This is a genomic window from Streptomyces sp. NPDC127106 (assembly GCF_042677605.1).
GTDB lineage: Bacteria > Actinomycetota > Actinomycetes > Streptomycetales > Streptomycetaceae > Streptomyces.
This window is the reverse complement of sequence record NZ_JBHXTC010000036.1, coordinates 1-20,919: the sequence shown is the minus strand read 5'-3', so window position 1 is coordinate 20,919 and position 20,919 is coordinate 1. Positions and strand designations below refer to the sequence as shown.

The window sequence follows — 20,919 nt, the reverse complement described above, 5'->3', positions numbered from 1 at the left end:
TTATAGCCCACCACACCACCCACAACACCCCCCCCGCCGCCGCCCGCCACCCCCCCCCCCCCCCCCCCGGACTCTTATCCGACACGCACATCGGAGGCCCTGCGGTGCACGAACTGCCGCAACAGCTGGCCAACGGCCTTGCCCTCGGTGCCCTTTACGGCCTCATCGCCATCGGGTACACCATGGTCTACGGCATCGTCCAGCTCATCAACTTCGCCCACGGCGAGATCTTCATGATCGGGGGCTTCGGCGCCCTCACCACCTACACCGCACTCCCGAGCGGAACCTCGCTCCTGGTGGCGATACCCCTCATGATCCTCGGAGGCGCCCTCGCCTCCGTCGCCGTGGCGACCGCGGCGGAACGCTTCGCCTACCGGCCACTGCGCAGCGCCCCCCGCCTGGCACCCCTCATCACCGCCATCGGCCTCTCGATCGCGCTCCAGCAGCTCGTCTGGCAGTTCTACCCGGACGCCAAGAAGGCAGTGAGCTTCCCCGAGTTCACCGGCAAGGCGTTCCAGATCACCGACAACCTCGCCATCCAGCGCGCGGACGCCTTCGTCCTGGCCCTCGCCCCGCTCTGCATGCTCGCCCTCGGCGTCTTCGTCTCCAAGAGCCGCAGCGGCCGCGCCATGCAGGCCACCGCGCAGGACCCCGACACCGCCAAGCTCATGGGCATCAACACCGACCGCATCATCGTCATGGCCTTCGCCATCGGTGCCGCGTTCGCCGCCGTCGCCGCCGTCGCCTACGGCGTCGACAAGGGCCAGATCAACTTCGAGATGGGCTTCATCCTCGGACTCAAGGCCTTCACCGCCGCCGTCCTCGGCGGCATCGGAAACATCTACGGCGCCATGGTCGGCGGCGTCGTCCTCGGACTCGCCGAATCCCTCTCGATCGCCTACATCGAAGAGATCCCCGGCATGCAGCAGCTCGGCGGTGGCGCCTGGTCCAACGTCTGGGCCTTCGTACTCCTCATCGTCGTCCTCCTCGTGCGGCCCCAAGGCCTGCTCGGCCAGCGCGTCACGGATCGGGCGTGAGAACCATGACCACCAACGAAGCCACCCTCAGCCCCACCGCGGCAGAGGAGAGCAACAACAGCACCACCCTGCTGTACGCCATCACCGGCGGCTCCCTCCTCACCGTCATCAGCGCCTTCCTCGCCTGGACGTGGACCGACGCCTTCCCCGGCAACCTCACCCTCTACGGGTACCCGGCGCCCCTCCAGATGCTCAGCCTCGTCGGCGCCCTGCTCACCGCCCTCTACGCCCTCTCCGCCCTGGGCACCAAGGGCCTCGGCTGGCTCGCCCCCAAGGGCACCACGAAGGCCCTGCGGTTCCTCGCCCTCGCCGCGGCAGCCACCACCTGGTTCACCGCCGCCGCCATCTCCGTCGAACTCGGCGGCATCGTCCACCTCGAACCCGGCGCCTACCTCGCCCTCGTCGGCTCCCTGATCCCGGCCCTCGCCGCGTTCAAGCTCACCGACGACACCCGCAAGGCCGCCGCCACCACCACGAAGCTGCCCTCCTGGGCCGAAATCCTGATCATCGTCGGCGTCTACGCCCTCGGCCTCTTCGTGATCACCTTCGGCATCGACACCGACGACAAGGAACCGCAGCTCTTCATCGCGTACCTGATCACGGTCAGCCTCGCCGCCACCGGCCTCATCAAGTCCGGTGTCACCGACCGCTTCGCCGAGATCACCGCGAACCACCGCCAGGTCGCCGTCATCGCGACCGCGGCCGCCTTCATCGGCTTCCCCTTCATCCAGCAGAGCGGCGACACCTACACCCTCATCGCGGTCAACATCCTGATCTTCGCGACCGTCGCCCTCGGCCTCAACGTCGTCGTCGGCCTCGCCGGCCTCCTCGACCTCGGCTACGTCGCCTTCCTCGGCGTCGGCGCCTACACCGCCGCCCTGGTCTCCGGAAGCACCGCCTCCGCCTTCGGCCTCCACCTCCCCTTCTGGGCCGCCGTCATCGTCGGCGCCCTCGCCTCCCTGGTCTTCGGCGTCGTCATCGGCGCCCCGACCCTCCGCCTGCGCGGCGACTACCTCGCCATCGTCACCCTCGGCTTCGGAGAAATCTTCCGCATCGCCATGGGCAACCTCGACGGCACCTCCGGCCCCCAGGTCACCAACGGCCCCAACGGCATCCCCAACATCCCCCACCTCGAACTCTTCGGGTGGAACTTCGGGGAAGCCCACAACGTCCTCGGCATCACCCTCGGCGCCTACGCCAACTACTACCTCCTGATGCTGCTGGTCATGGCCCTGGTCATCCTGGTCTTCGCCCGCGCCGGCAACAGCCGCATCGGACGCGCCTGGATCGCCATCCGCGAGGACGAGACCGCCGCCGAAGCCATGGGCATCAACGGCTTCCGCGTCAAGCTCATCGCCTTCGCCCTCGGCGCCACCCTCGCCGGCCTCGCCGGCACCGTCCAGGCCCACGTCAACACCACGGTCGTCCCCGAGAACTACGTCTTCGCCGGACCCGTACCCCCCAACTCCGCGTTCCTCCTCGCCGCCGTCATCCTCGGCGGCATGGGAACCATCCGCGGACCCATCCTCGGCTCCGCACTCCTCTTCCTGATCCCCGCGAAGCTCCAGTTCCTCCAGGACTACCAGCTCCTCGGATTCGGCATCGCCCTTATCCTGCTCATGCGCCTGCGCCCCGAAGGCCTCATCGCCGACAAGCGCGCACAGCTCGAGTACCACGACGACACCGCCGACCAGGCTCCCACCGACCTGGCCACGGCCAAGGCGGGTGCGTGAACACCATGACGACCACCACCGACACCACCACCAAGCCCGCCGCCGCCCCGGCCGGCGAGACGGTCCTCGAAGCCCGCGGCGTCACCATGCGCTTCGGCGGCCTCACCGCCGTCAAGGGCGTCGACCTCCAGGTCAACTCCGGCGAGATCGTCGGTCTCATCGGCCCCAACGGCGCCGGCAAGACCACCTTCTTCAACTGCCTCACCGGCCTGTACGTCCCCACCGAGGGCACCGTCAGCTACAAGGGCACCGTCCTGCCGCCCAAGCCGCACCTGGTCACCAAGGCAGGCATCGCCCGCACCTTCCAGAACATCCGGCTCTTCTCCAACATGACCGTGCTGGAGAACGTCCTCGTCGGACGCCACACCCGCACCAAGGAAGGCCTCTGGTCCGCCCTCCTGCGCGGCCCCGGCTTCAAGAAGGCCGAAGCCGCCTCCGAGGCCCGCGCCATGGAACTCCTCGAGTTCATCGGCCTGGAGCACAAGGCCCAGCACCTGGCGAAGAACCTCCCCTACGGCGAGCAGCGCAAGCTCGAAATCGCCCGCGCCCTCGCCAGCGACCCCGGCCTCCTGCTCCTCGACGAGCCCACCGCCGGCATGAACCCGCAGGAAACCCGCGCCGCGGAAGAGCTCATCTTCGCCATCCGCGACAAGGGCATCGCCGTCCTCGTCATCGAGCACGACATGCGGTTCATCTTCAACCTCTGCGACCGCGTCGCCTGCCTCGTCCAGGGCGAGAAGCTCATCGAGGGCACCGCCGCCGAGGTCCAGGGCGACGAGCGCGTCATCGCCGCCTACCTGGGCGAACCCTTCGAGCCCCCGACCGCCGAGGTCGAGGCCGCCGAGGCCGACGCCGAGCCGGCCGCCGACACGGCGGACGCCGAGGCCACGGAGACCGACGAGGCCACGGAGACCGAGGCGACGGAAGCCGCCGACACCACGGAAGCCGACACGACCGAGGCGACGGAGACCGAGACGGAGACGGAGACGGAGGCCGACACCCCGGACGCCCCCGCCCCGGCCGCCGACGCCGACGCCGAGGCGGCAGCCGCGGACAGCACCACCAGCAAGGACGGAGAAGCCAAGTGACCGCACTCCTCGAGGTCAACGACCTCAAGGTGGCCTACGGCAAGATCGAAGCCGTCAAGGGCATCTCCTTCACCGTCGAAGAGGGCCAGATCGTCTGCCTCGTCGGCACCAACGGCGCCGGCAAGACGACCACCCTGCGCACCCTGTCCGGACTCATCAAGCCCCGCTCCGGCAGCATCACCTTCGACGGCCAGCCCCTGGGCTCCGTTCCCGCCCACAAGATCGTCTCCCTGGGCCTCGCCCACTCCCCCGAGGGACGCCACATCTTCCCCCGGCTGACGATCGCCGAGAACCTCCAGCTCGGAGCCTTCCTCCGCAGCGACAAGGAGGGCATCGAGAAGGACATCCAGCGCGCCTACGAGATGTTCCCCATCCTGGGCGAACGCCGCAAGCAGGCCGCCGGCACCCTCTCGGGCGGTGAGCAGCAGATGCTCGCCATGGGACGGGCCCTCATGTCCCGCCCCAAGCTCCTCATGCTGGACGAGCCCTCCATGGGTCTGTCCCCGCTGATGATGCACAAGATCATGGCCACCATCGCCGAGCTCAAGTCCACGGGCACCACCATCCTGCTCGTCGAGCAGAACGCCCAGGCCGCCCTCTCGCTGGCCGACCAGGCCCACGTGATGGAGATCGGCAAGATCGTGCTCTCGGGCACCGGCCAGGAACTCCTCCACGACGAGGAGGTCCGCAAGGCCTACCTCGGCGAGGACTGACCCCCGCCGCACACCGCACGACGCGTGAGGCCCGCCACCGGAACCCGGTGGCGGGCCTCACGCGTTGCCGCGCGCACGCGGCGTTCGGGGACTACCCCTTGGAGGCGTTCTTCTTCTCCTCGGCGTCCTCGATGACCGCCTCCGCGACCTGCTGCATCGACATGCGCCGGTCCATCGACGTCTTCTGGATCCACCGGAACGCCGCCGGCTCCGTCAGCCCGTACTGCGTCTGCAGGATGCTCTTCGCCCGGTCCACCAGCTTCCGGGTCTCCAGCCGCTGGGAGAGGTCCGCGACCTCCTTCTCCAGCGCACGCAGCTCCGCGAAACGGGAGACCGCCATCTCGATGGCCGGCACCACGTCGCTCTTGCTGAACGGCTTCACCAGGTACGCCATGGCCCCGGCGTCCCGGGCCCGCTCGACCAGGTCGCGCTGCGAGAACGCGGTCAGCATCAGGACCGGCGCGATGGACTCCTGAGCGATCTTCTCCGCGGCGGAGATCCCGTCCAGGACGGGCATCTTCACGTCGAGGATGACGAGGTCGGGCCGGTGCTCACGGGCCAGCTCGACGGCCGCTTGTCCGTCTCCGGCCTCGCCGACCACCGAGTAGCCCTCTTCCTCCAGCATCTCTTTGAGGTCGAGACGGATGAGCGCCTCGTCCTCGGCGATGACGACGCGCGTCGTCAGCGGCGGAACGTGCGACTGGTCGGCGTCGGGCGTGGGCGTCGACTCGTGCTCGGCGGTCACGGTGGGCTCCTCGATGCGGGGCAGACAAGCTCCCCCGAGCCTACCTAGCTGCGGTAAGGTGGACACGCAGCGGGTCGGGGGTAACCTTCGATTCGTTGGGCCCCGGTAGCCCAATTGGCAGCAGGCGATGGATTCAAAACCCATACAGTGTCGGTTCGAGTCCGACCCGGGGCACTTTTCCTTAAGTTCCATGGTCGCGTGATAATCCGCGACCATCACCCATTCCAGCGAAAGCCCCACGTTTACGCCATCCGGGCCGCTTTCTTGAGTCACTGTCGCCTGCATGTACGACATGGCGACCCGCCGACAGGCGCTCGCACTGGTGGCGCAAGGCCGGAGCCTGAATTCGGTCAGCGCAGAGACGGGCGTCTCCCGTTCCGCACTGCGCGCCTGGCAGATCCGCATCGAACCGCTCCCCCGCATGGTGCGGAGTGCCGAGTGCTCCGGCCCCGCCGACCAGGAGGCCTACGTCTATCTGCTCGGCCTCTACTTGGGTGACGGCTGCATCAGCCCCCACCCACGCGGGGGACATCACCTGCGCATCGCCTGCGCCGACGCCTGGCCGGGCCTGATCGAACTGTGCCGGGCCGCGATCACCGCCGTCCGCCCGGACAACCGGGTTTATTTTCTGCAGCGGCAAGGCTGTGTGGCCGTGACCAGCTACGGAAACCACTGGACGTGCCTGTTCCCACAACACGGGCCAGGCAAGAAGCACGACCGCCGGATACACCTGCGGCCCTGGCAGCAGGCTCTGGTTGACGCCCACCCCTGGGCCTTCGTCCGGGGCCTGATCCACTCCGACGGCTGCAGAACCACCAACTGGACCGTCCGCAACGGCAAGCGGTACGAGTACCCCCGCTACTTCTTCACGAACAAGTCGTCGGACATCACCGCCCTCCTCACGACCACCCTGGACCGCCTCGGCGTGGGCTGGACCCGCGCCAACCAGCACAACATCTCCGTCGCCCGCAAGGAGTCCGTGGTGCTCATGGACCTCCACGTCGGGCCGAAGCACTAGATTCGACGGCGAGCCGGACATGCCGAATCCCGCTGATGCCCGCGTTCATTCGCGGGCTGGCAGCCCCTTGAGGCGTGCCGTCTGCTCTTCCTGGACCTGGCGGGCCGTCTCCAGGAAGTCGATGATCACGGCGAGCTGTTCTTCGGTGTAGCGCCGGAGTGCCGATGTCCCGGCCTCGCCGAGGGGGCCGTACACCTGCCGCTCGGCGGCGCGGGCTGCCTCGGTGGCGGCGACCAGAACGCGCCGCCGGTTGGCGGCGTCCCGGCTGCGGGTGACGAAGCCCGCTCGTTCGAGGCGGTCGATGGCGGTTGTCGTCGCCGCCGGGCTGAGCTTGGCCGCGCTGGTGAGTTCTCCGGCCGACATCGGGTCCTTGGCCAGGATCAGGTCCAGGCAGCGCAGGTCGGTGCGGTTCAGCCGCAGCAGGGTCGCGGCCGCTTCGTCGAAGGCGTCGAAGCTCTGCTGGAGCTGCCTCATCCGTACGGCTACCTTGGCCACGCCATCATCTTTCGACATTCGAATCTTTCTGTTAGCGTAAGGTTCGACAGCCGAAATGATAGCTCCGGGAGGACGTCATGCCTACCAGCGACGAGCAGATCGCGCAGTTGTTCAAGCAGTTCATGCAGGCGTGGACCGACAACGATGCCGCCGCCTTCGGCGCCTGCTTCACTGCCGACGCCGACTACGTCTCCTACGACGGCACCCGCGCGACCGGCCGACCGGCCCTCCAGGACAACCACGACCGGCTCTTCCGCGGCGTGTTGGCGGGCTCGTCGCTCGTCGGCGACCTGGAGGCGATCCGCCACGTCACCGCGGACGTCGCCGTCGTGCACGGCACGGCATCGGTGCTGATGCCGTGGCGGTCCGAGCTGCCCAAGCGACGCCTGTCCCGGCAGACCCTCGTGGTCGTCCGCACCGAGCAGGGCTGGCGGATCTCCGCTCTCCACAATGGTCGCGTGCGGCCGGTGACCGTCCCCGACCCCGACGCCTTCCCGTCCCGCATGTCGCAGGCGATGAGCCGGATCAGCCGACGCCTGGGCGTGGGCCGCCCCGCTCCCGGCATCGCGCAGACCTCCCCGCCCTGCGTTTAATCAGTGGTGTGCGGGCCGGTCGGTTTGTAGGTTGGCGTTGCGATCGTGCCTGGCGATGCGCTCGGCTGCGGCTACTTCCTTCTGACAACCAAGTGACGCCGCCGCCCCCTTGGATCTCGGCAGGCGCGGTCGTTCTGACCCGTCAGCTCTTTGGGCGGGCTGTTCTGTTCTTTGAATCCGGGGGGATTCGCTGCCTCGTTATACCCCGCGCGTCTCGAAGGTCTGGTCCGAGATGCTCGTGGCCCCGTATGTTTCGGCGGCCGCCCGTTCCCTGCCTCCGCCACAGCTCCGGTACGGGCCCGCCTGGCCGGGGTTGCGAACTTATGGGGGCGGCGCGGGCTTCGTCCGGGAGCCTCGGCAGGAGCTCTTCCTCCTTGCCGTCGGCAACTTCGTCACGCAGCGGACGTTCTACGAGAGCGGCGCGGAGCGGGACGACCGGTATGTTCGGCTCGTCGGTGAACTCGCCGTCCGGGATCCCGTGTGGACGGCCGGTCTGCTGCGTTGGCTTCGCGGTGAGGGCAACATGCGCACGGCGTCCCTGGTGGGCGCCGCCGCGTACGTGCGGGCCAGGCTGGAGGCCGGGGCGTCCGTAGGTCCGTCCAACCGGTCCGTGATCGACTCGGTGCTCCAGCGTGCCGACGAGCCCGGCGAGTTGCTCGCCTACTGGGTCTCGGTGTACGGGCGGAACGTGCCGCAGCCCGTGAAGCGGGGTATCGCGGACGGTGTGCGCCGGCTGTACACGTCCCGGTCGCTGCTCAAGTACGACACCGCGTCCAAGGCTTTCCGCTTCGGTGATGTGCTCAATGTGGTGCATGCCTCCCCCGACCCGGACAAGCCGTGGCAGGGGGCGCTCTTCCGGTATGCCCTGGACCGCCGGCACCACCCGGAGCGGGCGGTTCCGCCGGTTTCCGACCGTCTGCTGACCGCGCATCGGGCGTTGATGGAGATGGCTGGTGATCTGCGGCGGGCTGTGGTGACGGGGGCGGGGGGATCCGAGCGGCTGGCTGCGGCGGGGGTGACGTGGGAGGCGTTGGCGGGCTGGCTTCACGGGCCGATGGATGCCGCTGCGTGGGAGGCCGTGATTCCTTCCATGGGGTCGATGGCGCTGCTGCGGAACCTGCGGAATTTCGACGAGGCGGGGGTGTCGGACGAGGTCGCGGCCGGGGTTGCCGCGCGGCTTTCGGATGCCTCTGAGGTGGCCCGGTCCCGGCAGTTCCCCTTCCGCTACCTCGCTGCCCATCAGCATGCGCCGTCGCAGCGCTGGGCGGCCGCGTTGGAGCGGGCGCTGGGGCATTCCCTGGGCAATGTGCCGTCCCTGCCCGGTCGGACGCTGATTCTGGTGGACCGGTCCGATTCGATGTTCTGGGACGCTGTGTCCGAGCGGTCCGAGCTGACTCGGGCGGATGCTGCGGCCGTGTTCGGTGCGGCTCTGGCCATGCGGGCCGAGGGGGCGGATCTGGTGGAGTTCGGTTGGGGCAGCCGGGCGGTGCCGTTCGAGCCGGGTGAGCCGGTGCTCGATGTGCTGAAACGGTTCCACGGTCTCGGGGGTACTGAGACCACGAGGGCGGTGCGGTCGCATTACCGGGAGCACGACCGGGTCCTGATCGTCACCGATGAGCAGGCTGCGCCCCACGGGCCGCGCGGCCCGGCCGACCCGGTTCCGGCCGGTGTTCCGGTCTATACGTGGAACCTGGCGGGGTACCGGCCTGCGCATGGGCCGGCGGGTCCCCGCCGGTACACCTTCGGTGGTCTGACGGATGCCGCGTTCCGGATGGTCGGTCTCATCGAGGCCGGGCGGGAGGCCGCTTGGCCGTGGGATGCCCCGTCGGTCTGATCGGCACGGTCAGGGGCGGGCGTAGGAGCCGATGCCGACGAGGCAGTAGACGTATTCGTTGATGGGGACGCCGTTGCGGGTGTAGCGGTGGGAGAAGGCGTACTGGGTTTTGGGGTTGGCGTCGCAGCGGTTCATGTCGGAGGTGAAGGAGAAGCGCTGGATGACGCGGTAGTGGGCGTCGGAGGCGGAGCAGGGGACTTCGTCGACGTTGTTGACGCGGGTGGCGGTGGTGGAGTCGGGGAGGGTGCCGTTGAGGCAGGTGCCCTCGTCGTAGGGGCTGGGCTCGGGGGCTGCGCTGGTGGGGGCGCCGGCGCCGGGGAGGTTGAGGGTGGGGAGCGGGGCGGGTGACCAGGAGGGTGCCGAGCGGGTGGGGGTGGGGCGGCTGCCGGTCGCAGTGGTGTCCGAGTCGTCGTTGTTGGTGAGGGCGACGATGCCGGCGATCAGGCCTGCCGCGATGAGGACGCCCACCAGGCAGCCCGAAGGGTTGGGCTTCTTCGGTGCGGGGGCGCCGGCTATGCGCACGCGGAGGAGGACTTCGGTGGTGCCGAGTTGGGCGCGGACGAGTTGGCCGTCGCGTGCGGGTGGGACGCGGAGGTCGGCGGTGGTGCCGTTTTGGAGGGGGAGGGTGATGACGACGCCGGCGGCGGCCTGCTGGGGGGTGAGGGTGATGGGGATTTCCTGCTGTGACACCGGCTCCTCCAAGGGTGGGGGGACGTCGGGGATTGTGCCGGGTGCGGGGGTGGTGACGCAGGGATTCCGGTGGAGTGTGGTCGGTTCGGTATGCGCGGGGCGGGGCGGGTATGGGTACGGGAACGCCCCCGCCTTCGTGGGGCGGGGGCGTGCAAGTGGCGTGGGTCAGCGGACGGCGTCGCCGATGTGGTGGACGCGGACGAGGTTGGTGGAGCCGCTGACGCCGGGGGGTGAGCCGGCGGTGATGACGACGGTGTCGCCGGGTACGCAGCGGCCGATGCGGAGGAGTTCTTCCTCGACCTGGGCGACCATGGCGTCGGTGGAGTCGACGTGGGGGCCGAGGAAGGTTTCGGTGCCCCAGGTGAGGTTGAGCTGGGAGCGGGTGGCGGGGTCGGGGGTGAAGGCGAGGAGGGGGATGGGTGAGCGGTAGCGGGAGAGTCGGCGGACGGTGTCGCCGCTCTGGGTGAAGGCGACGAGGAACTTGGCGCCGAGGAAGTCGCCGATTTCGGCGGCTGCGCGGGCGACGGCTCCGGCTTGGGTGCGGGGCTTGTTGGTTTCGGTGAGCGGGGGGAGGCCCTTGGCGAGGATGTCCTGTTCGGCGGCTTCGACGATGCGGGACATGGTGCGGACGGTTTCGACGGGGTGTTTGCCGACGCTGGTTTCGCCGGAGAGCATGACGGCGTCGGTGCCGTCGATGACGGCGTTGGCGACGTCGGAGGCTTCGGCGCGGGTGGGCCGGGAGTTTTCGATCATCGAGTCGAGCATCTGGGTGGCGACGATGACCGGCTTGGCGTTGCGCTTGGCGAGTTTGATGGCGCGCTTTTGGACGATGGGGACGTGTTCGAGGGGCATTTCGACGCCGAGGTCGCCGCGGGCGACCATGATGCCGTCGAAGGCGGCGACGATGGCGTCGATGTTGTCGACGGCTTGGGGTTTTTCGATCTTGGCGATGACGGGGAGGCGTCGGTCTTCTTCGTCCATGATGCGGTGGACGTCTTCGATGTCGCGGCCGGTGCGGACGAAGGAGAGTGCGATGACGTCGGCGCCGGTGCGCAGGGCCCAGCGGAGGTCTTCGGTGTCCTTGTCGGAGAGGGCGGGGACGGAGACGGCGACTCCGGGGAGGTTGAGTCCCTTGTGGTCGGAGACCATGCCGCCTTCGATGACGTGGGTGTGGATGCGGGGGCCGTCGATGGTGGTGACTTCGAGGGTGACGCGGCCGTCGTCGACGAGGATGCGTTCGCCGGGGCTGACGTCGGTGGCGAGTCCGCCGTAGGTGGTGCTGCAGGTGTGGCGGTCGCCGGGGGTGTGTTCGGTGGTGATGGTGAAGGTGTCGCCGCGTTCAAGGAGTACGGGTCCTTCGGCGAAGCGTCCGAGTCGGATCTTCGGGCCTTGAAGGTCGACGAGGACGCCGACGCTGCGGCCGGTCTCCTCGGAGGCCTTGCGTACGCGGAGGTAGCGCTCCTCGTGTTCGGCGTAGGTGCCGTGGCTGAGGTTGAGGCGGGCGATGTCCATTCCGGCTTCGACCAGGGTTTTGATGCGGTCGTAGGAGTCGGTGGCGGGGCCCAGGGTGCAGACGATTTTTGCTCGGCGCATGGGGGGAGCGTATGCCCTACCGGGGGGTAGGGAGTGGGGTCCTGGTGTCCGCCCAACAACCTTCGGTTGAAGGGTTGTTGACAATTGTTGAATGTGCGTGGGGGTGCTCCGATGAGCACCCCCACGGGTGGGTTGTGCAGGTGTTTCCGGGGCTCGGTTCAGAGCCGCGGCGGGGTCATGGTGAAGCGGGCGTTGACCTGGGCGCGGACGGTCTGGCGCTGGGGTTCGAGGTCGAGGGGCGGGGCGGCGGTTTCCTCGGTGCCGGCGAAGGCCATGGAGCGGACCATGCCGGCGGGGGCGGCGGCGGTGAAGGGCATGGCGTTCTCGGCGCCTTCGTCGGCGAGTTCCACGAGGGCGGTGAGGTCGGCGCCGAGGGCGGCGGCGTATTCGCGGGCGCGCTGGACGGCTTCGAGGACGGCTTGGCGGCGGGCTTCGCCGTGGGCGGGCGAGGTGGGGCGCAGGGACCACCAGGGGCCGTCGACGTGGGTGAGTTCGAGGTCGGCGAGGCGGGTGGTGAGTTCGCCGAGGGCGGTGAAGTCGCTGAGTTCGGCGGTGATGTGGACGCGGCCGTGGTAGGCGCGGACGCGTTCGCCGCGGCCGTGGCGGGTGAGTTCGGGGGTGATGGAGAAGGCGCCGGTTTCGGTTTTCTCGACGGCTTCGCCGTAGGTCTTGACGAGTTCGAGGACGGCGTTGTTGCGGCGGGTGAGGTCTTCGAGGGCGGTGCGTCGGTCGGTGCCGCGGGCGCTGACGGTGATGCCGATGCGGGCGATTTCGGGGTCGACTTCGAGGAGGGCTTCGCCGCGGACGGCGACGCGGGGGGTGTCGGGGGTGCCGTAGGGCGGGTGGGGGACGGGGTGGGGTGCCGGCTGGGGTGCCTCGTGGGTGGTGGTCATGGGTTCACTGTGGCACTGCTGTCGGCCGGTGGTCATCGGATCGAGATGTTGGAGGGGGGTGGTTCGGTTGTTACCGATCAGTCAGAATCTACGCGCGTTGTCGTCACTTCAAGACAGCGCCTGAACAGGGGAGATGGCATGGCGTTCGACCGCAGGACGTTTTTGGGGACCTCGGCTGCCACGGGTGCGGCCGTCGCGTTGGCGGGGGCTGCGGCCGGCCCGGCTACCGCGGCGACGGCGGCGGAGCCCGGTTCCCGGCCGCCGCGGACGTATGCGTTCACGGTGATGGGGACGACCGATCTGCACGGGAACGTGTTCAACTGGGACTACTTCACGGACAAGGAGTTCGACGACAAGGCGCACAACGATGTGGGCCTGGCGAAGATCTCGACGCTGGTGAACCGGGTACGGGCGGAGAAGGGGCGGTGCAACACGCTGCTCATCGACGCGGGTGACACCATCCAGGGCACGCAGCTGTCGTACTACTACGCGAAGGTGGACCCGATCACGGCGCGCCGTGGTCCGGTGCACCCGATGGCGCAGGCGATGAACGCGATCGGCTACGACGCGGCGGCGCTGGGCAACCACGAGTTCAACTACGGCATTCCGGTGCTGCGGAAGTTCCAGGAGCAGTGTGATTTCCCGCTGCTGGGGGCGAACGCGTTGGATGCGAAGTCGCTGCAGCCGGCGTTCCCGCCGTACAGCATGCACCGGCTGCGGACCCCGCACGGGCGGGACGTGAAGGTGGCGGTGCTGGGTCTGACGAACCCGGGCATCGCGATCTGGGACAAGGCCAATGTGCAGGGGAAGATGACGTTCCCGGGGCTGGAGGAGCAGGCGGCGAAGTACGTGCCGAAGCTGCGGTCGATGGGTGCGGACGTGGTGATCGTGTCGGCGCACTCGGGGTCGAGCGGTACGTCCTCGTACGGTGACCAGCTGCCGTACATCGAGAACGCGGCGGGCCTGGTGGCGGAGCAGGTGCCGGGGATCGACGCGATCCTGGTGGGGCACGCGCACACGGAGATCCCGGAGTACCGGGTGAAGAACAGGGCGACCGGCAAGGACGTGGTGCTGTCGGAGCCGCTGAAGTGGGGGCAGCGGCTGACGCTGTTCGACTTCGAGCTGGCGTGGGCGAAGGGCTCGTGGTCGGTGGCGAAGGTGTCGGCGCGGGTGCTGAACTCGAACACGGTCGAGGAGGACCCGAAGATCGTCCGGCTGTTGTCGGACGAGCACCGCAAGGTGGTGGAGTACGTCAACCAGGTGATCGGTACGTCGATGCAGGCGATGTCGTCGGCGGACGGTCCGGTGAAGGACGTGCCGATCATCGACCTGATCAACCACGTGCAGGCGGAGACGGTGAAGGGAGCCCTCTCCGGTACGGAGTGGGCGTCGCTTCCGGTGCTGTCGCAGGCGTCGTGCTTCTCGCGGACGGCGGTGATCCCGGCGGGGAAGGTGACGCTGCGGGACGCGGCGGGGCTGTACCCGTTCGAGAACACGCTGGAGGCGCGGGTGCTGACGGGTGCGCAGCTGAAGGACTACCTGGAGTACTCGGCGCGGTACTTCGTGCAGACGGCCCCGGATGCGGCGGTGGATCCGGCGAAGCTGACCAACGCGGAGGGCGTTCCGGACTACAACTACGACGCAGTGTACGGGCTGGCGTACGACATCGACATCGCGCAGCCGAAGGGTTCGCGGATCACGGGGCTGTCGTTCCAGGGCAAGCCGGTGGATCCGCAGGCGCGGTTCGTGCTGGCGGTGAACAACTACCGGGCGGCGGGCGGCGGGGCGTTCCCGCACGTGCCGCAGGCGAGGCAGGTGTGGGCGAACTCCGACGAGATCCGTAACACGATCATTTCGTGGGTGAAGGCGAAGGGGACGATCGACCCGTCGCAGTTCGCGTCGGTGGACTGGCGCCTGACCCGGGCCGGCGTACCGGTCTTCTGATCCCTGCGGGGTATCAGGGGCATTCGGCGAGCGGGAGCAGTTCGACCGTGGGACGGGGTCGGGGCTGCTCCCGCTGTTCGAGGCCGAAGGTGGTGAAGGCGGTGCGGGTGGGTTCGGGGTAGGGGTTCTTGCCCGTGAGGGTGTTGAGGATGGTGGCGCTGCGTCGGGCGGTGAGGCCGAGGTCGGGGGCTCCGATGCCGTGGGTGTGGCGTTCGGCGTTCTGGACGAAGATGCTGCCGCTGATGCTGGGGGCGAGGACCATGCGGTGGTGTTCGTCGATGCGGGGGCGTCCGGAGGAGTCCTTGCGCAGGTAGGGGTCGAGTCCTGCGAGGAGGCGGGAGAGCGGGCGTTCCCGGTAGCCGGTGGCGAGGACGACGGCGTCGGTGGTGAGGCGGGAGCGCGTGCCCTGCTGGGTGTGTTCGAGGTGGAGTTCGACCTTGGTGGTGGCGACGCGTCCGGCGGTGCGGACGGTGACTCCGGGGGTGAGGACGGTGTCGGGCCAGCCTCCGTGGAGGGTGCGCGTGTGGAGCTCGTGGTGGATGGCGGCGAGGGTGGCGGGGTCGATGCCCTTGTGGAGCTGCCATTGGGTGGGGACGAGCTGGTCGCGGACGGGTTCGGGGAGGGTGTGGAAGTAGCGGGTGTAGTCGGGGGTGAAGTGTTCGCGGCCGAGCCCGGAGTGTTCCCTGGGGGCGAAGGAGGGGGTGCGGGCGAGCCAGGTGAGGCGTTCGCGGCCGGCAGGGCGGGCGCGGAGGAGGTCGAGGAAGACCTCGGCTCCGGACTGGCCTGATCCGATGACGGTGATGTGGTCGGCGCCGAGGATGCGGGTGCGGTGGTCGAGGTAGTCGGCGGAGTGGATGACGGGGACGGCGGGGGCGTCGACGAGGGGGCGCAGGGGGTCCGGGACGTAGGGGGCGGTGCCGATGCCGAGGGCGAGGTGCCGGGTGTGGGTGCGGCCGAGGGCTTCGGCTTCGCCGTCGGCGTCGAGCCGGGTGTGGTCGACTTCGAAGAGGTCGCGTTCGGGGTTCCAGCGGACGGCGTCGACCTGGTGGCCGAAGTGGAGTGCGGGGAGGCGGCCGGCGACCCAGCGGCAGTAGGCGTCGTACTCGGCGCTGCGGATGTGGAGCTGCTGGGCGAGGTAGAAGGGGTGGAGCCGCTCCGTGTGCTTGAGGTAGTTGAGGAAGGTCCAGGGGCTGGCGGGGTCGGCGAGGGTGACGAGGTCGGCGAGGAAGGGGACCTGGAGGGTGGTGCCGTCGAGGAGGAGCCCGGGGTGCCAGCGGAAGTCGCGGCGTTGGTCGTAGAAGGCGGTGGTGAGTTCGCCGGCTCCTTGGGCGGGGAGGCCGTGGGCGAGGGCGGCGAGGGAGAGGTTGCTGGGGCCGATGCCGATTCCGACGAGGTCGAGGGGTGCATCGAGGGGTGCGGTCATCGGGGTGTCCTCGGGAACGGGTCGGGTGGAGGGGGCCGGCCCTGGGGTAGGGGGCGCCCGGCGCAGGTGCGGTGGCCGCGGTGGCGGACCGGGCACCCGCCGGGTACAACGACCGGACCCGAATGGGGTAACCGTCGCGGGGACGCGGACGGCCGCCGCCCTGTGGGGTGGGGCGGCGGCCGTGTGGTGCCGGGGGCGGTGGTGCGGGGTCAGGGTCGGCGGATGCGCAGGGCGCGGGCGAGGTCGTCGAGCTGGTCGGTGAGGCCGCGGTGGAGGCGGGGGACGAGGTCGGGGTCGGTGAGGGCGGCCTGGCCGGTCTTGAGGTGGTCGGCGTCGACGGCGTGGGCGGGGAAGGCGTGGTGGGCGGCGGCCGCGGCGATGGCGGGGCCGCGGCGGGTGGCCAGGGCGATGGCGTCGGGGTAGTAGCGGGGCACGTACGCGTGGAGGAGGTCGGCCTGTTCGGGCTGCCAGAAGCCGCGGGCGGTGGCGGTGAAGAGGTAGTTGGACAGGCTGTCGTCGTGGAAGAGGCGGTTCCAGGCGGTGGCCTTGGCCTCGGCGGTGGGCAGGGAGGCGCGGCAGCGGGCGGCGCCTTCCTCGCCGGTGGCGCTGGGGTCGGCGGCGAGGGCGGCGTCGATGGCGGCTTCGTCGACGGTGCCGAGGACGCTGAGCCGGGCGAGGACGCGCCAGCGCAGTTCGGGGTCGAGGGCGGGGCCGCCGGGGACGGTGTCGTCGTCGAGCCAGGCGGTGAGGGTGTCGGGCTGGCTGGCGCTGTCGATGAGGGCGCGTACGGCGGCGAGGCGCATGCCGGGGTCGGTGCCGTCCTCGGTGCGGCGCAGCAGGGCGCGGGTGACGGAGGTGATAGCGGCGAGGGCTGCGGGGCGGTGCTCGGGGGTGAGGTAGTGGTCGGCGATCTCGTTGCGGGCGAAGGCGAGGACGCCCTGGACGATGGCCAGGTCGGCTTCGTGGGGCAGGTGGGCCTCGGCGGTTTCGAGGTAGGCGGCGGGGTCGAGTTCTCCGTCGCGGACCATGTCGCGCAGGGAGTTCCAGACGACGGCGCGGGTGAGCGGGTCGGGGAGGGCGGAGAGGCTGCGCCGGGCGGTGTCGAGGGAGGGGGCGTCGAGGCGGATCTTGGCGTAGCTGAGGTCGCCCTCGTTGAGGAGGAGGAGTGCGGGGCGGGGGCCGTCGGCGGAGAGGACCTCGTCGGAGGGGACGTCGAGGGTGAGGGTTTCCCTGGCTTCGAGGGTGCCGTCGGGTTCGCGGTCGTAGAGGCCGACGGCGATGTGGTGGGGGCGGGTGCCGTGGTGGCCGACGGTGAGGGTCCAGCCGCCGTGGCCCTCCTCGATGCGGGGGGTGAGGCTGTCGATGCCGGTGGTGCGCAGCCAGGTGTCGGCCCAGGCGTGGACGTCGCGGTCGGTGTGGGCGGCGAGGGAGTCGACGAAGTCGGCGAGCGAGGCGTTGGCGAACCTGTGGCGGGCGAAGTGGGTGTTGATGCCTGCGAGGAAGTCCTCCTCGCCGATCCAGGCGACGAGTTGGCGCAGGGCGGAGGCGCCCTTGGCGTAGGAGATGCCGTCGAAGTTGAGGAGGGCGGAGTCGGTGTCGGGGACGGCTGCGGCGTCGGGGGCGACGGGGTGGGTGGACGGCCGCTGGTCGGCGTCGTAGCCCCAGGGCTTGCGTTCCATGCCGAACTCGGTCCAGGTGCCGGTGAAGCGGGTGGCTTCGATGAGGGTCTGGTAGCCCATGTACTCGGCGAAGGACTCGTTGAGCCAGATGTCGTCCCACCAGCGGAGGGTGACGAGGTCGCCGAACCACATGTGGGCCATCTCGTGGGCGATGACCATGGCGCGGCGCTGGCGTTCGAAGTCGGTGACGGCGGAGCGGAAGACGTACTGGTCGCGGAAGGTGACCAGGCCGGGGTTCTCCATGGCGCCGGCGTTGAACTCGGGGACGAAGGCCTGGTCGTAGGAGTCGAAGGGGTAGGGCTCGGTGAACTTCTCGTGGTAGCGGTCGTAGCAGGCGGTGGTGAGGGCGAGGATCTCGTCGGCGTCGGCGTCGAGGTGCGGGGCGAGGGAGCGGCGGCAGTGGATGCCGAAGGGCAGACCGGCGTGTTCGGTGCGGATGCTGTGCCAGGGGCCTGCGGCGACGGCGGCGAGGTAGGTGGAGATGACGGGGGTGGGGGCGGAGGTCCAGATGCCGGCGCCGTCGGTGTCGCGGTCGCCGGTGCGGGTGGTGATGCCGTTGGCGAGGACGGTCCAGTGGGCGGGGGCGGTGACGGTGAACTCGAAGACGGCCTTGAGGTCGGGCTGGTCGAAGGCCGCGAAGACGCGCTGGACGTCGTCGAGGAACAGCTGGGTGTAGACGTAGGTCTCGCCGTCCGCGGGGTCGGTGAAGCGGTGCAGGCCCTCGCCGGTGCGGGAGTACCGCATGCGGGTGTCGAGGCGCAGCTCGTGGGGGCCTTCGGCCAGGCCGGTGAGGGGGAGGCGGTTGCCGCTGAGGGTGGCCGGGTCGAGGGGGTGGCCGTCGAGTTCGGCCGAGCGCAGTTCGTCCGGCTTGAGCTCCACGAAGGTGTCGCCGGCGGTGCGGGCGGTGAACCGGATGGTGGTGGTGGAGTCGAAGGCGTCCTCGCCGCCGGTGAGGTCGAGGGTGACGGCGTAGTGGTGGACGTCGAGGAGCCGGGCTCGGGCTTGCGCTTCGTTGCGCGTCAGTGCGGACATGGGCCCATGCTGCCCGAAGGGTGGGCCCTGGCCGTCTAGTCTTCGCGCGCAGCGATCGTCTCGTGGTGCCGGATCACTTCGGCGATGATGAAGTTGAGGAGCTTCTCGGCGAAGGCCGGGTCGAGTTTGGCGCTCTCGGCGAGCTGGCGGAGGCGGGCGATCTGGCTGGCCTCTCGCTGCGGGTCGGCGGGGGGCAGGTGGTGGCGGGCCTTGAGGTGGCCGACCTGCTGGGTGCACTTGAAGCGTTCGGCGAGCATGTGGACCACGGCGGCGTCGATGTTGTCGATGCTGTCGCGCAGGCGGGCCAGCTCTGCGGTGACGTCGGCGTCGGGCGCGTCGGGGTGGCTGTTGTTCATGGTCACCGAGAATACGTGGCGGCCGGGGCGGGGGGACCGGCCGGCCGATCGGTGAGACGGTGCGGGCCCGAGGTGCCGGTGCGGTGCCGTGCGGTGCAGTGGCGGTGACGCGCCGGTTGCCGTTGCCGGTACGGGCGCCGGAGGCCGGGGCCGGGGCCGGGGCGGCGGGCTGTCAACCGGGGCGGCGGGGGCGGCGTCTTTCCGGTGGGAGGCGGGTCCTCCACCGTGGAGGGTGCGCGGGGTGTGCGCGCCGAGGCCGAGGGACGGTGGCGATCACGATGCGTGGGCTGTCCCGGCGGTACGCGGGGTTCGCGGGGCGGGGGTGCCCCGGTGCGGGGTGTGCGCCCGGGGGGCGCCCCGGTGCGGGGCGCCCCCCGGGCCGGGGCCGGTCAGAGGTTCGCGGCCGCCGCCTTGATCGCGGAGGCGAAGGTCGAGACCTCGGTGTAGACGCCGGGGTAGTTGGGCCGGGCGCAGCCCTGGCCCCAGCTGACGATGCCGACCTGGATCCAGTTGTTGCTCTCGTCGCGGCGGAACATGGGGCCGCCGGAGTCGCCCTGGCAGGTGTCGACGCCGCCCTGGGCGTAGCCGGCGCAGATCTCCTCGGCGGGGACGAGGGAGCTGCCGTAGGAGCTCTTGCAGGAGGCGTCGGAGACGAAGGGGACGGTGGCCTTGAGCAGGTAGCGCTGCTGGGCGCCGCCTTCGCGGGCGGCGCCCCATCCGGCGACGGTGAAGGTGCCGTTGTCGTACTGCTTGGTCTCGGCGATCTTGAGGGTGGGCAGGTTGATCGGCTTGGCCAGCTTGATCAGGGCCCAGTCCTTGCCCTGGCCGTCGTAGCCGGGGGCCTGGAGGACCTTGGTGGACTTGACCTTGATGGCGCTGCTGCTGTTGAGGTCGACGACCCCGGCGGTGGCGGTGATGGAGGTGTTGTTGCCGGAGCCGCTCACGCAGTGGGCGGCCGTGAGGACGATCTGCTGGGTGTAGAGGGCTCCGCCGCAGCCCATGGAGAGGCGCACCATGAAGGGGAACTCGCCCTGGGCGGCGCGGGTGCCGCCGACGACGGGGTTCGGGGACGCGGTGGCGGTGCCGGGCTGGAGGCTGGTGGCGGCGAGGGCGACGGCGCCGACGGCGAGGGTGCGCTTCAGGAGGGTGCCGAGGGTCTTGGACACGGTGAACACACTGCCTTTCGTGGGGGGGTTGGGCTGTGCGCGTCACTGGGTGAATGACAGGTACATGTCACACCCGGGGCTGTGCGGGCATCAAGGACCCGTTTTCGGACAGCGGCCGTCGGGAGGTGCGGCATGACCGCGCACCGCAGGCGGGGCAGCCCCGTCGAGCACGGCTTTCCCCACCTCGCCACCGTCCGCGCGGCGATCACCGCCCTGCTGCGGCGGCTTCCGGATGACGGGATCCGGCCGTACGCCGCGAGCCTCTCCCCCGCCGACGCCGCCTTCACCGACGCCGACGACCTCCACCTCGGGGCGCACCGCGTGGCGTCCGCCGTCGTCGCCGCACTGGGACTGCCCGACGCCCGGATGGTGGTCGCGTTCCGGCCGATGCGGGAGGCGGCGACCGTCGAACTGGCCGCCGGGCCCGAGTACTTCATCGAGGTCAACGACCGCTTCCGGACCCATCGCCGCGACCTGGCCGCGGCCCTGGCCCACGAGGTCACCCACGTCCTGCTGCACCGGCTGGGCCTGCGCTTCCCCGCCACCGCGGACGACGAGGTCCTCACCGACACCGCGGCCGCCCTGCTGGGCGTGGGATGGCTGCTCCTCGACGCCTACCGGGAGGACGCGCTCGGCCACCAGAAGCTGGGCTACCTCACCCCGGAAGAGTTCGGGTACGTCCTCGCGAAGCGGGCCCTGCTGGTGGGCGAGGACCTGTCCGCCCGGTTCACCAGCCCGCAGGCGTACGAGGCCTACGTACGCGGGCGCGCGCTCGCCGGACGGGACCTGCGCCGGGCTCCCCTGGCGGCGGCGGACGGGGCGGAGCGCCGCCGGTACGCGCGCGAGCGCCGCGCCGCCGCGGCCGCCGGGCCGGGCGCGGGCGGGGC

At 70.2% G+C, this 20,919-nt stretch carries 18 protein-coding genes and 1 tRNA gene; 10 read left to right on the top strand and 9 right to left on the bottom strand.

Annotated elements, in window-relative coordinates; all coding sequences use genetic code 11:
- The first annotated feature begins 104 nt into the window (after positions 1-104).
- Genes ACFVGY_RS25895 through ACFVGY_RS25880 form a run of 4 tightly spaced genes read left to right on the top strand, consistent with a single transcriptional unit; the run spans position 105 to position 4,571 of the window.
- Positions 105-1,037, top strand: a complete 933-nt coding sequence (locus ACFVGY_RS25895; protein ID WP_385428314.1) for a branched-chain amino acid ABC transporter permease — start codon at positions 105-107, stop codon at positions 1,035-1,037.
- Positions 1,038-1,042: 5 nt separating this feature from the next.
- Complete coding sequence (locus tag ACFVGY_RS25890; protein ID WP_385681234.1) at positions 1,043-2,770, top strand: branched-chain amino acid ABC transporter permease; 1,728 nt, start codon at positions 1,043-1,045, stop codon at positions 2,768-2,770.
- A gap of 5 nt (positions 2,771-2,775) precedes the next feature.
- On the top strand, positions 2,776-3,858 hold the full coding sequence (locus ACFVGY_RS25885) for an ABC transporter ATP-binding protein (RefSeq protein WP_385681314.1): 1,083 nt from the start codon (positions 2,776-2,778) through the stop codon (positions 3,856-3,858).
- Positions 3,855-4,571, top strand: a complete 717-nt coding sequence (locus ACFVGY_RS25880) for an ABC transporter ATP-binding protein (RefSeq protein WP_385681232.1) — start codon at positions 3,855-3,857, stop codon at positions 4,569-4,571. The genes ACFVGY_RS25885 and ACFVGY_RS25880 overlap by 4 nt, the downstream gene beginning before the upstream one ends.
- A 91-nt stretch (positions 4,572-4,662) precedes the next feature.
- On the opposite strand, the gene ACFVGY_RS25875 is transcribed toward ACFVGY_RS25880, so the two are convergent.
- Positions 4,663-5,316 (bottom strand): ANTAR domain-containing response regulator, encoded by a 654-nt coding sequence (locus ACFVGY_RS25875; protein ID WP_385681230.1) that lies wholly within the window; start codon positions 5,314-5,316, stop codon positions 4,663-4,665.
- A 99-nt stretch (positions 5,317-5,415) separates the two neighbouring features.
- On the opposite strand from ACFVGY_RS25875, the gene ACFVGY_RS25870 reads away from it, so the two are divergent.
- Positions 5,416-5,490: transfer RNA gene (locus ACFVGY_RS25870), tRNA-Leu, on the top strand.
- 109 nt (positions 5,491-5,599) lie between these two features.
- Positions 5,600-6,334, top strand: coding sequence for a transcriptional regulator (locus ACFVGY_RS25865; RefSeq protein WP_385681228.1), 735 nt, complete (start codon positions 5,600-5,602; stop codon positions 6,332-6,334).
- Between the two features lie 45 nt (positions 6,335-6,379).
- Here ACFVGY_RS25865 and ACFVGY_RS25860 read toward each other — a convergent pair whose 3' ends face one another.
- Positions 6,380-6,829, bottom strand: a complete 450-nt coding sequence (locus tag ACFVGY_RS25860; RefSeq protein WP_385681226.1) for a MarR family winged helix-turn-helix transcriptional regulator — start codon at positions 6,827-6,829, stop codon at positions 6,380-6,382.
- A gap of 77 nt (positions 6,830-6,906) precedes the next feature.
- Here ACFVGY_RS25860 and ACFVGY_RS25855 point away from each other — a divergent pair, with 77 nt between their 5' ends.
- Together ACFVGY_RS25855 and ACFVGY_RS25850 are read left to right on the top strand one after the other, a co-directional pair.
- Positions 6,907-7,422, top strand: a complete 516-nt coding sequence (locus ACFVGY_RS25855; RefSeq protein WP_385681224.1) for an SgcJ/EcaC family oxidoreductase — start codon at positions 6,907-6,909, stop codon at positions 7,420-7,422.
- Positions 7,423-7,654: 232 nt separating this feature from the next.
- Positions 7,655-9,256 (top strand): TROVE domain-containing protein, encoded by a 1,602-nt coding sequence (locus ACFVGY_RS25850; RefSeq protein ID WP_385681222.1) that lies wholly within the window; start codon positions 7,655-7,657, stop codon positions 9,254-9,256.
- A 9-nt stretch (positions 9,257-9,265) separates the two neighbouring features.
- On the opposite strand, the gene ACFVGY_RS25845 is transcribed toward ACFVGY_RS25850, so the two are convergent.
- The 3 genes from ACFVGY_RS25845 to ACFVGY_RS25835 all read right to left on the bottom strand — a co-directional run bounded on the left by ACFVGY_RS25845 (position 9,266) and on the right by ACFVGY_RS25835 (position 12,432).
- The gene (locus tag ACFVGY_RS25845; protein WP_385681220.1) at positions 9,266-9,946 is read right to left on the bottom strand and encodes a hypothetical protein; all 681 of its coding nucleotides are present in this window, start codon (positions 9,944-9,946) and stop codon (positions 9,266-9,268) included.
- Positions 9,947-10,111: 165 nt separating this feature from the next.
- Positions 10,112-11,539 (bottom strand): pyruvate kinase, encoded by a 1,428-nt coding sequence (gene pyk, locus ACFVGY_RS25840; RefSeq protein ID WP_385681218.1) that lies wholly within the window; start codon positions 11,537-11,539, stop codon positions 10,112-10,114.
- A gap of 158 nt (positions 11,540-11,697) precedes the next feature.
- Positions 11,698-12,432, bottom strand: a complete 735-nt coding sequence (locus tag ACFVGY_RS25835) for an SIMPL domain-containing protein (RefSeq protein ID WP_385681216.1) — start codon at positions 12,430-12,432, stop codon at positions 11,698-11,700.
- A gap of 138 nt (positions 12,433-12,570) precedes the next feature.
- Between ACFVGY_RS25835 and ACFVGY_RS25830 the strand changes: the two genes are divergently transcribed.
- Positions 12,571-14,376, top strand: coding sequence for a bifunctional metallophosphatase/5'-nucleotidase (locus ACFVGY_RS25830; RefSeq protein ID WP_385681214.1), 1,806 nt, complete (start codon positions 12,571-12,573; stop codon positions 14,374-14,376).
- A 13-nt stretch (positions 14,377-14,389) separates the two neighbouring features.
- Here ACFVGY_RS25830 and ACFVGY_RS25825 read toward each other — a convergent pair whose 3' ends face one another.
- The 4 genes from ACFVGY_RS25825 to ACFVGY_RS25810 all read right to left on the bottom strand — a co-directional run bounded on the left by ACFVGY_RS25825 (position 14,390) and on the right by ACFVGY_RS25810 (position 20,032).
- Positions 14,390-15,799 (bottom strand): lysine N(6)-hydroxylase/L-ornithine N(5)-oxygenase family protein, encoded by a 1,410-nt coding sequence (locus ACFVGY_RS25825; protein WP_385681212.1) that lies wholly within the window; start codon positions 15,797-15,799, stop codon positions 14,390-14,392.
- A gap of 209 nt (positions 15,800-16,008) precedes the next feature.
- On the bottom strand, positions 16,009-18,510 hold the full coding sequence (pepN, locus tag ACFVGY_RS25820) for an aminopeptidase N (RefSeq protein WP_385681210.1): 2,502 nt from the start codon (positions 18,508-18,510) through the stop codon (positions 16,009-16,011).
- A gap of 35 nt (positions 18,511-18,545) precedes the next feature.
- Complete coding sequence (locus tag ACFVGY_RS25815) at positions 18,546-18,866, bottom strand: chorismate mutase (protein ID WP_360626747.1); 321 nt, start codon at positions 18,864-18,866, stop codon at positions 18,546-18,548.
- 389 nt (positions 18,867-19,255) lie between these two features.
- Positions 19,256-20,032, bottom strand: a complete 777-nt coding sequence (locus ACFVGY_RS25810; protein ID WP_385681208.1) for a serine protease — start codon at positions 20,030-20,032, stop codon at positions 19,256-19,258.
- Positions 20,033-20,164: 132 nt separating this feature from the next.
- On the opposite strand from ACFVGY_RS25810, the gene ACFVGY_RS25805 reads away from it, so the two are divergent.
- Positions 20,165-20,919, top strand: a 755-nt coding sequence (locus ACFVGY_RS25805; protein WP_385681206.1) for a hypothetical protein, incomplete at its 3' end; no start/stop codon positions are given.

Coding starts and splice junctions, on each gene's coding strand:
- ACFVGY_RS25830 (WP_385681214.1), top strand. CDS start 12,571: ATGGCGTTCGACCGCAGGACGTTTTTGGGGACCTCGGCTGCCACGGGT.
- ACFVGY_RS25855 (WP_385681224.1), top strand. CDS start 6,907: ATGCCTACCAGCGACGAGCAGATCGCGCAGTTGTTCAAGCAGTTCATG.
- ACFVGY_RS25865 (WP_385681228.1), top strand. CDS start 5,600: ATGTACGACATGGCGACCCGCCGACAGGCGCTCGCACTGGTGGCGCAA.
- ACFVGY_RS25815 (WP_360626747.1), bottom strand. CDS start 18,866: ATGAACAACAGCCACCCCGACGCGCCCGACGCCGACGTCACCGCAGAG.
- ACFVGY_RS25885 (WP_385681314.1), top strand. CDS start 2,776: ATGACGACCACCACCGACACCACCACCAAGCCCGCCGCCGCCCCGGCC.
- pepN (WP_385681210.1), bottom strand. CDS start 18,510: ATGTCCGCACTGACGCGCAACGAAGCGCAAGCCCGAGCCCGGCTCCTC.
- ACFVGY_RS25825 (WP_385681212.1), bottom strand. CDS start 15,799: ATGACCGCACCCCTCGATGCACCCCTCGACCTCGTCGGAATCGGCATC.
- ACFVGY_RS25890 (WP_385681234.1), top strand. CDS start 1,043: ATGACCACCAACGAAGCCACCCTCAGCCCCACCGCGGCAGAGGAGAGC.
- ACFVGY_RS25850 (WP_385681222.1), top strand. CDS start 7,655: ATGCTCGTGGCCCCGTATGTTTCGGCGGCCGCCCGTTCCCTGCCTCCG.
- pyk (WP_385681218.1), bottom strand. CDS start 11,539: ATGCGCCGAGCAAAAATCGTCTGCACCCTGGGCCCCGCCACCGACTCC.
- ACFVGY_RS25835 (WP_385681216.1), bottom strand. CDS start 12,432: ATGACCACCACCCACGAGGCACCCCAGCCGGCACCCCACCCCGTCCCC.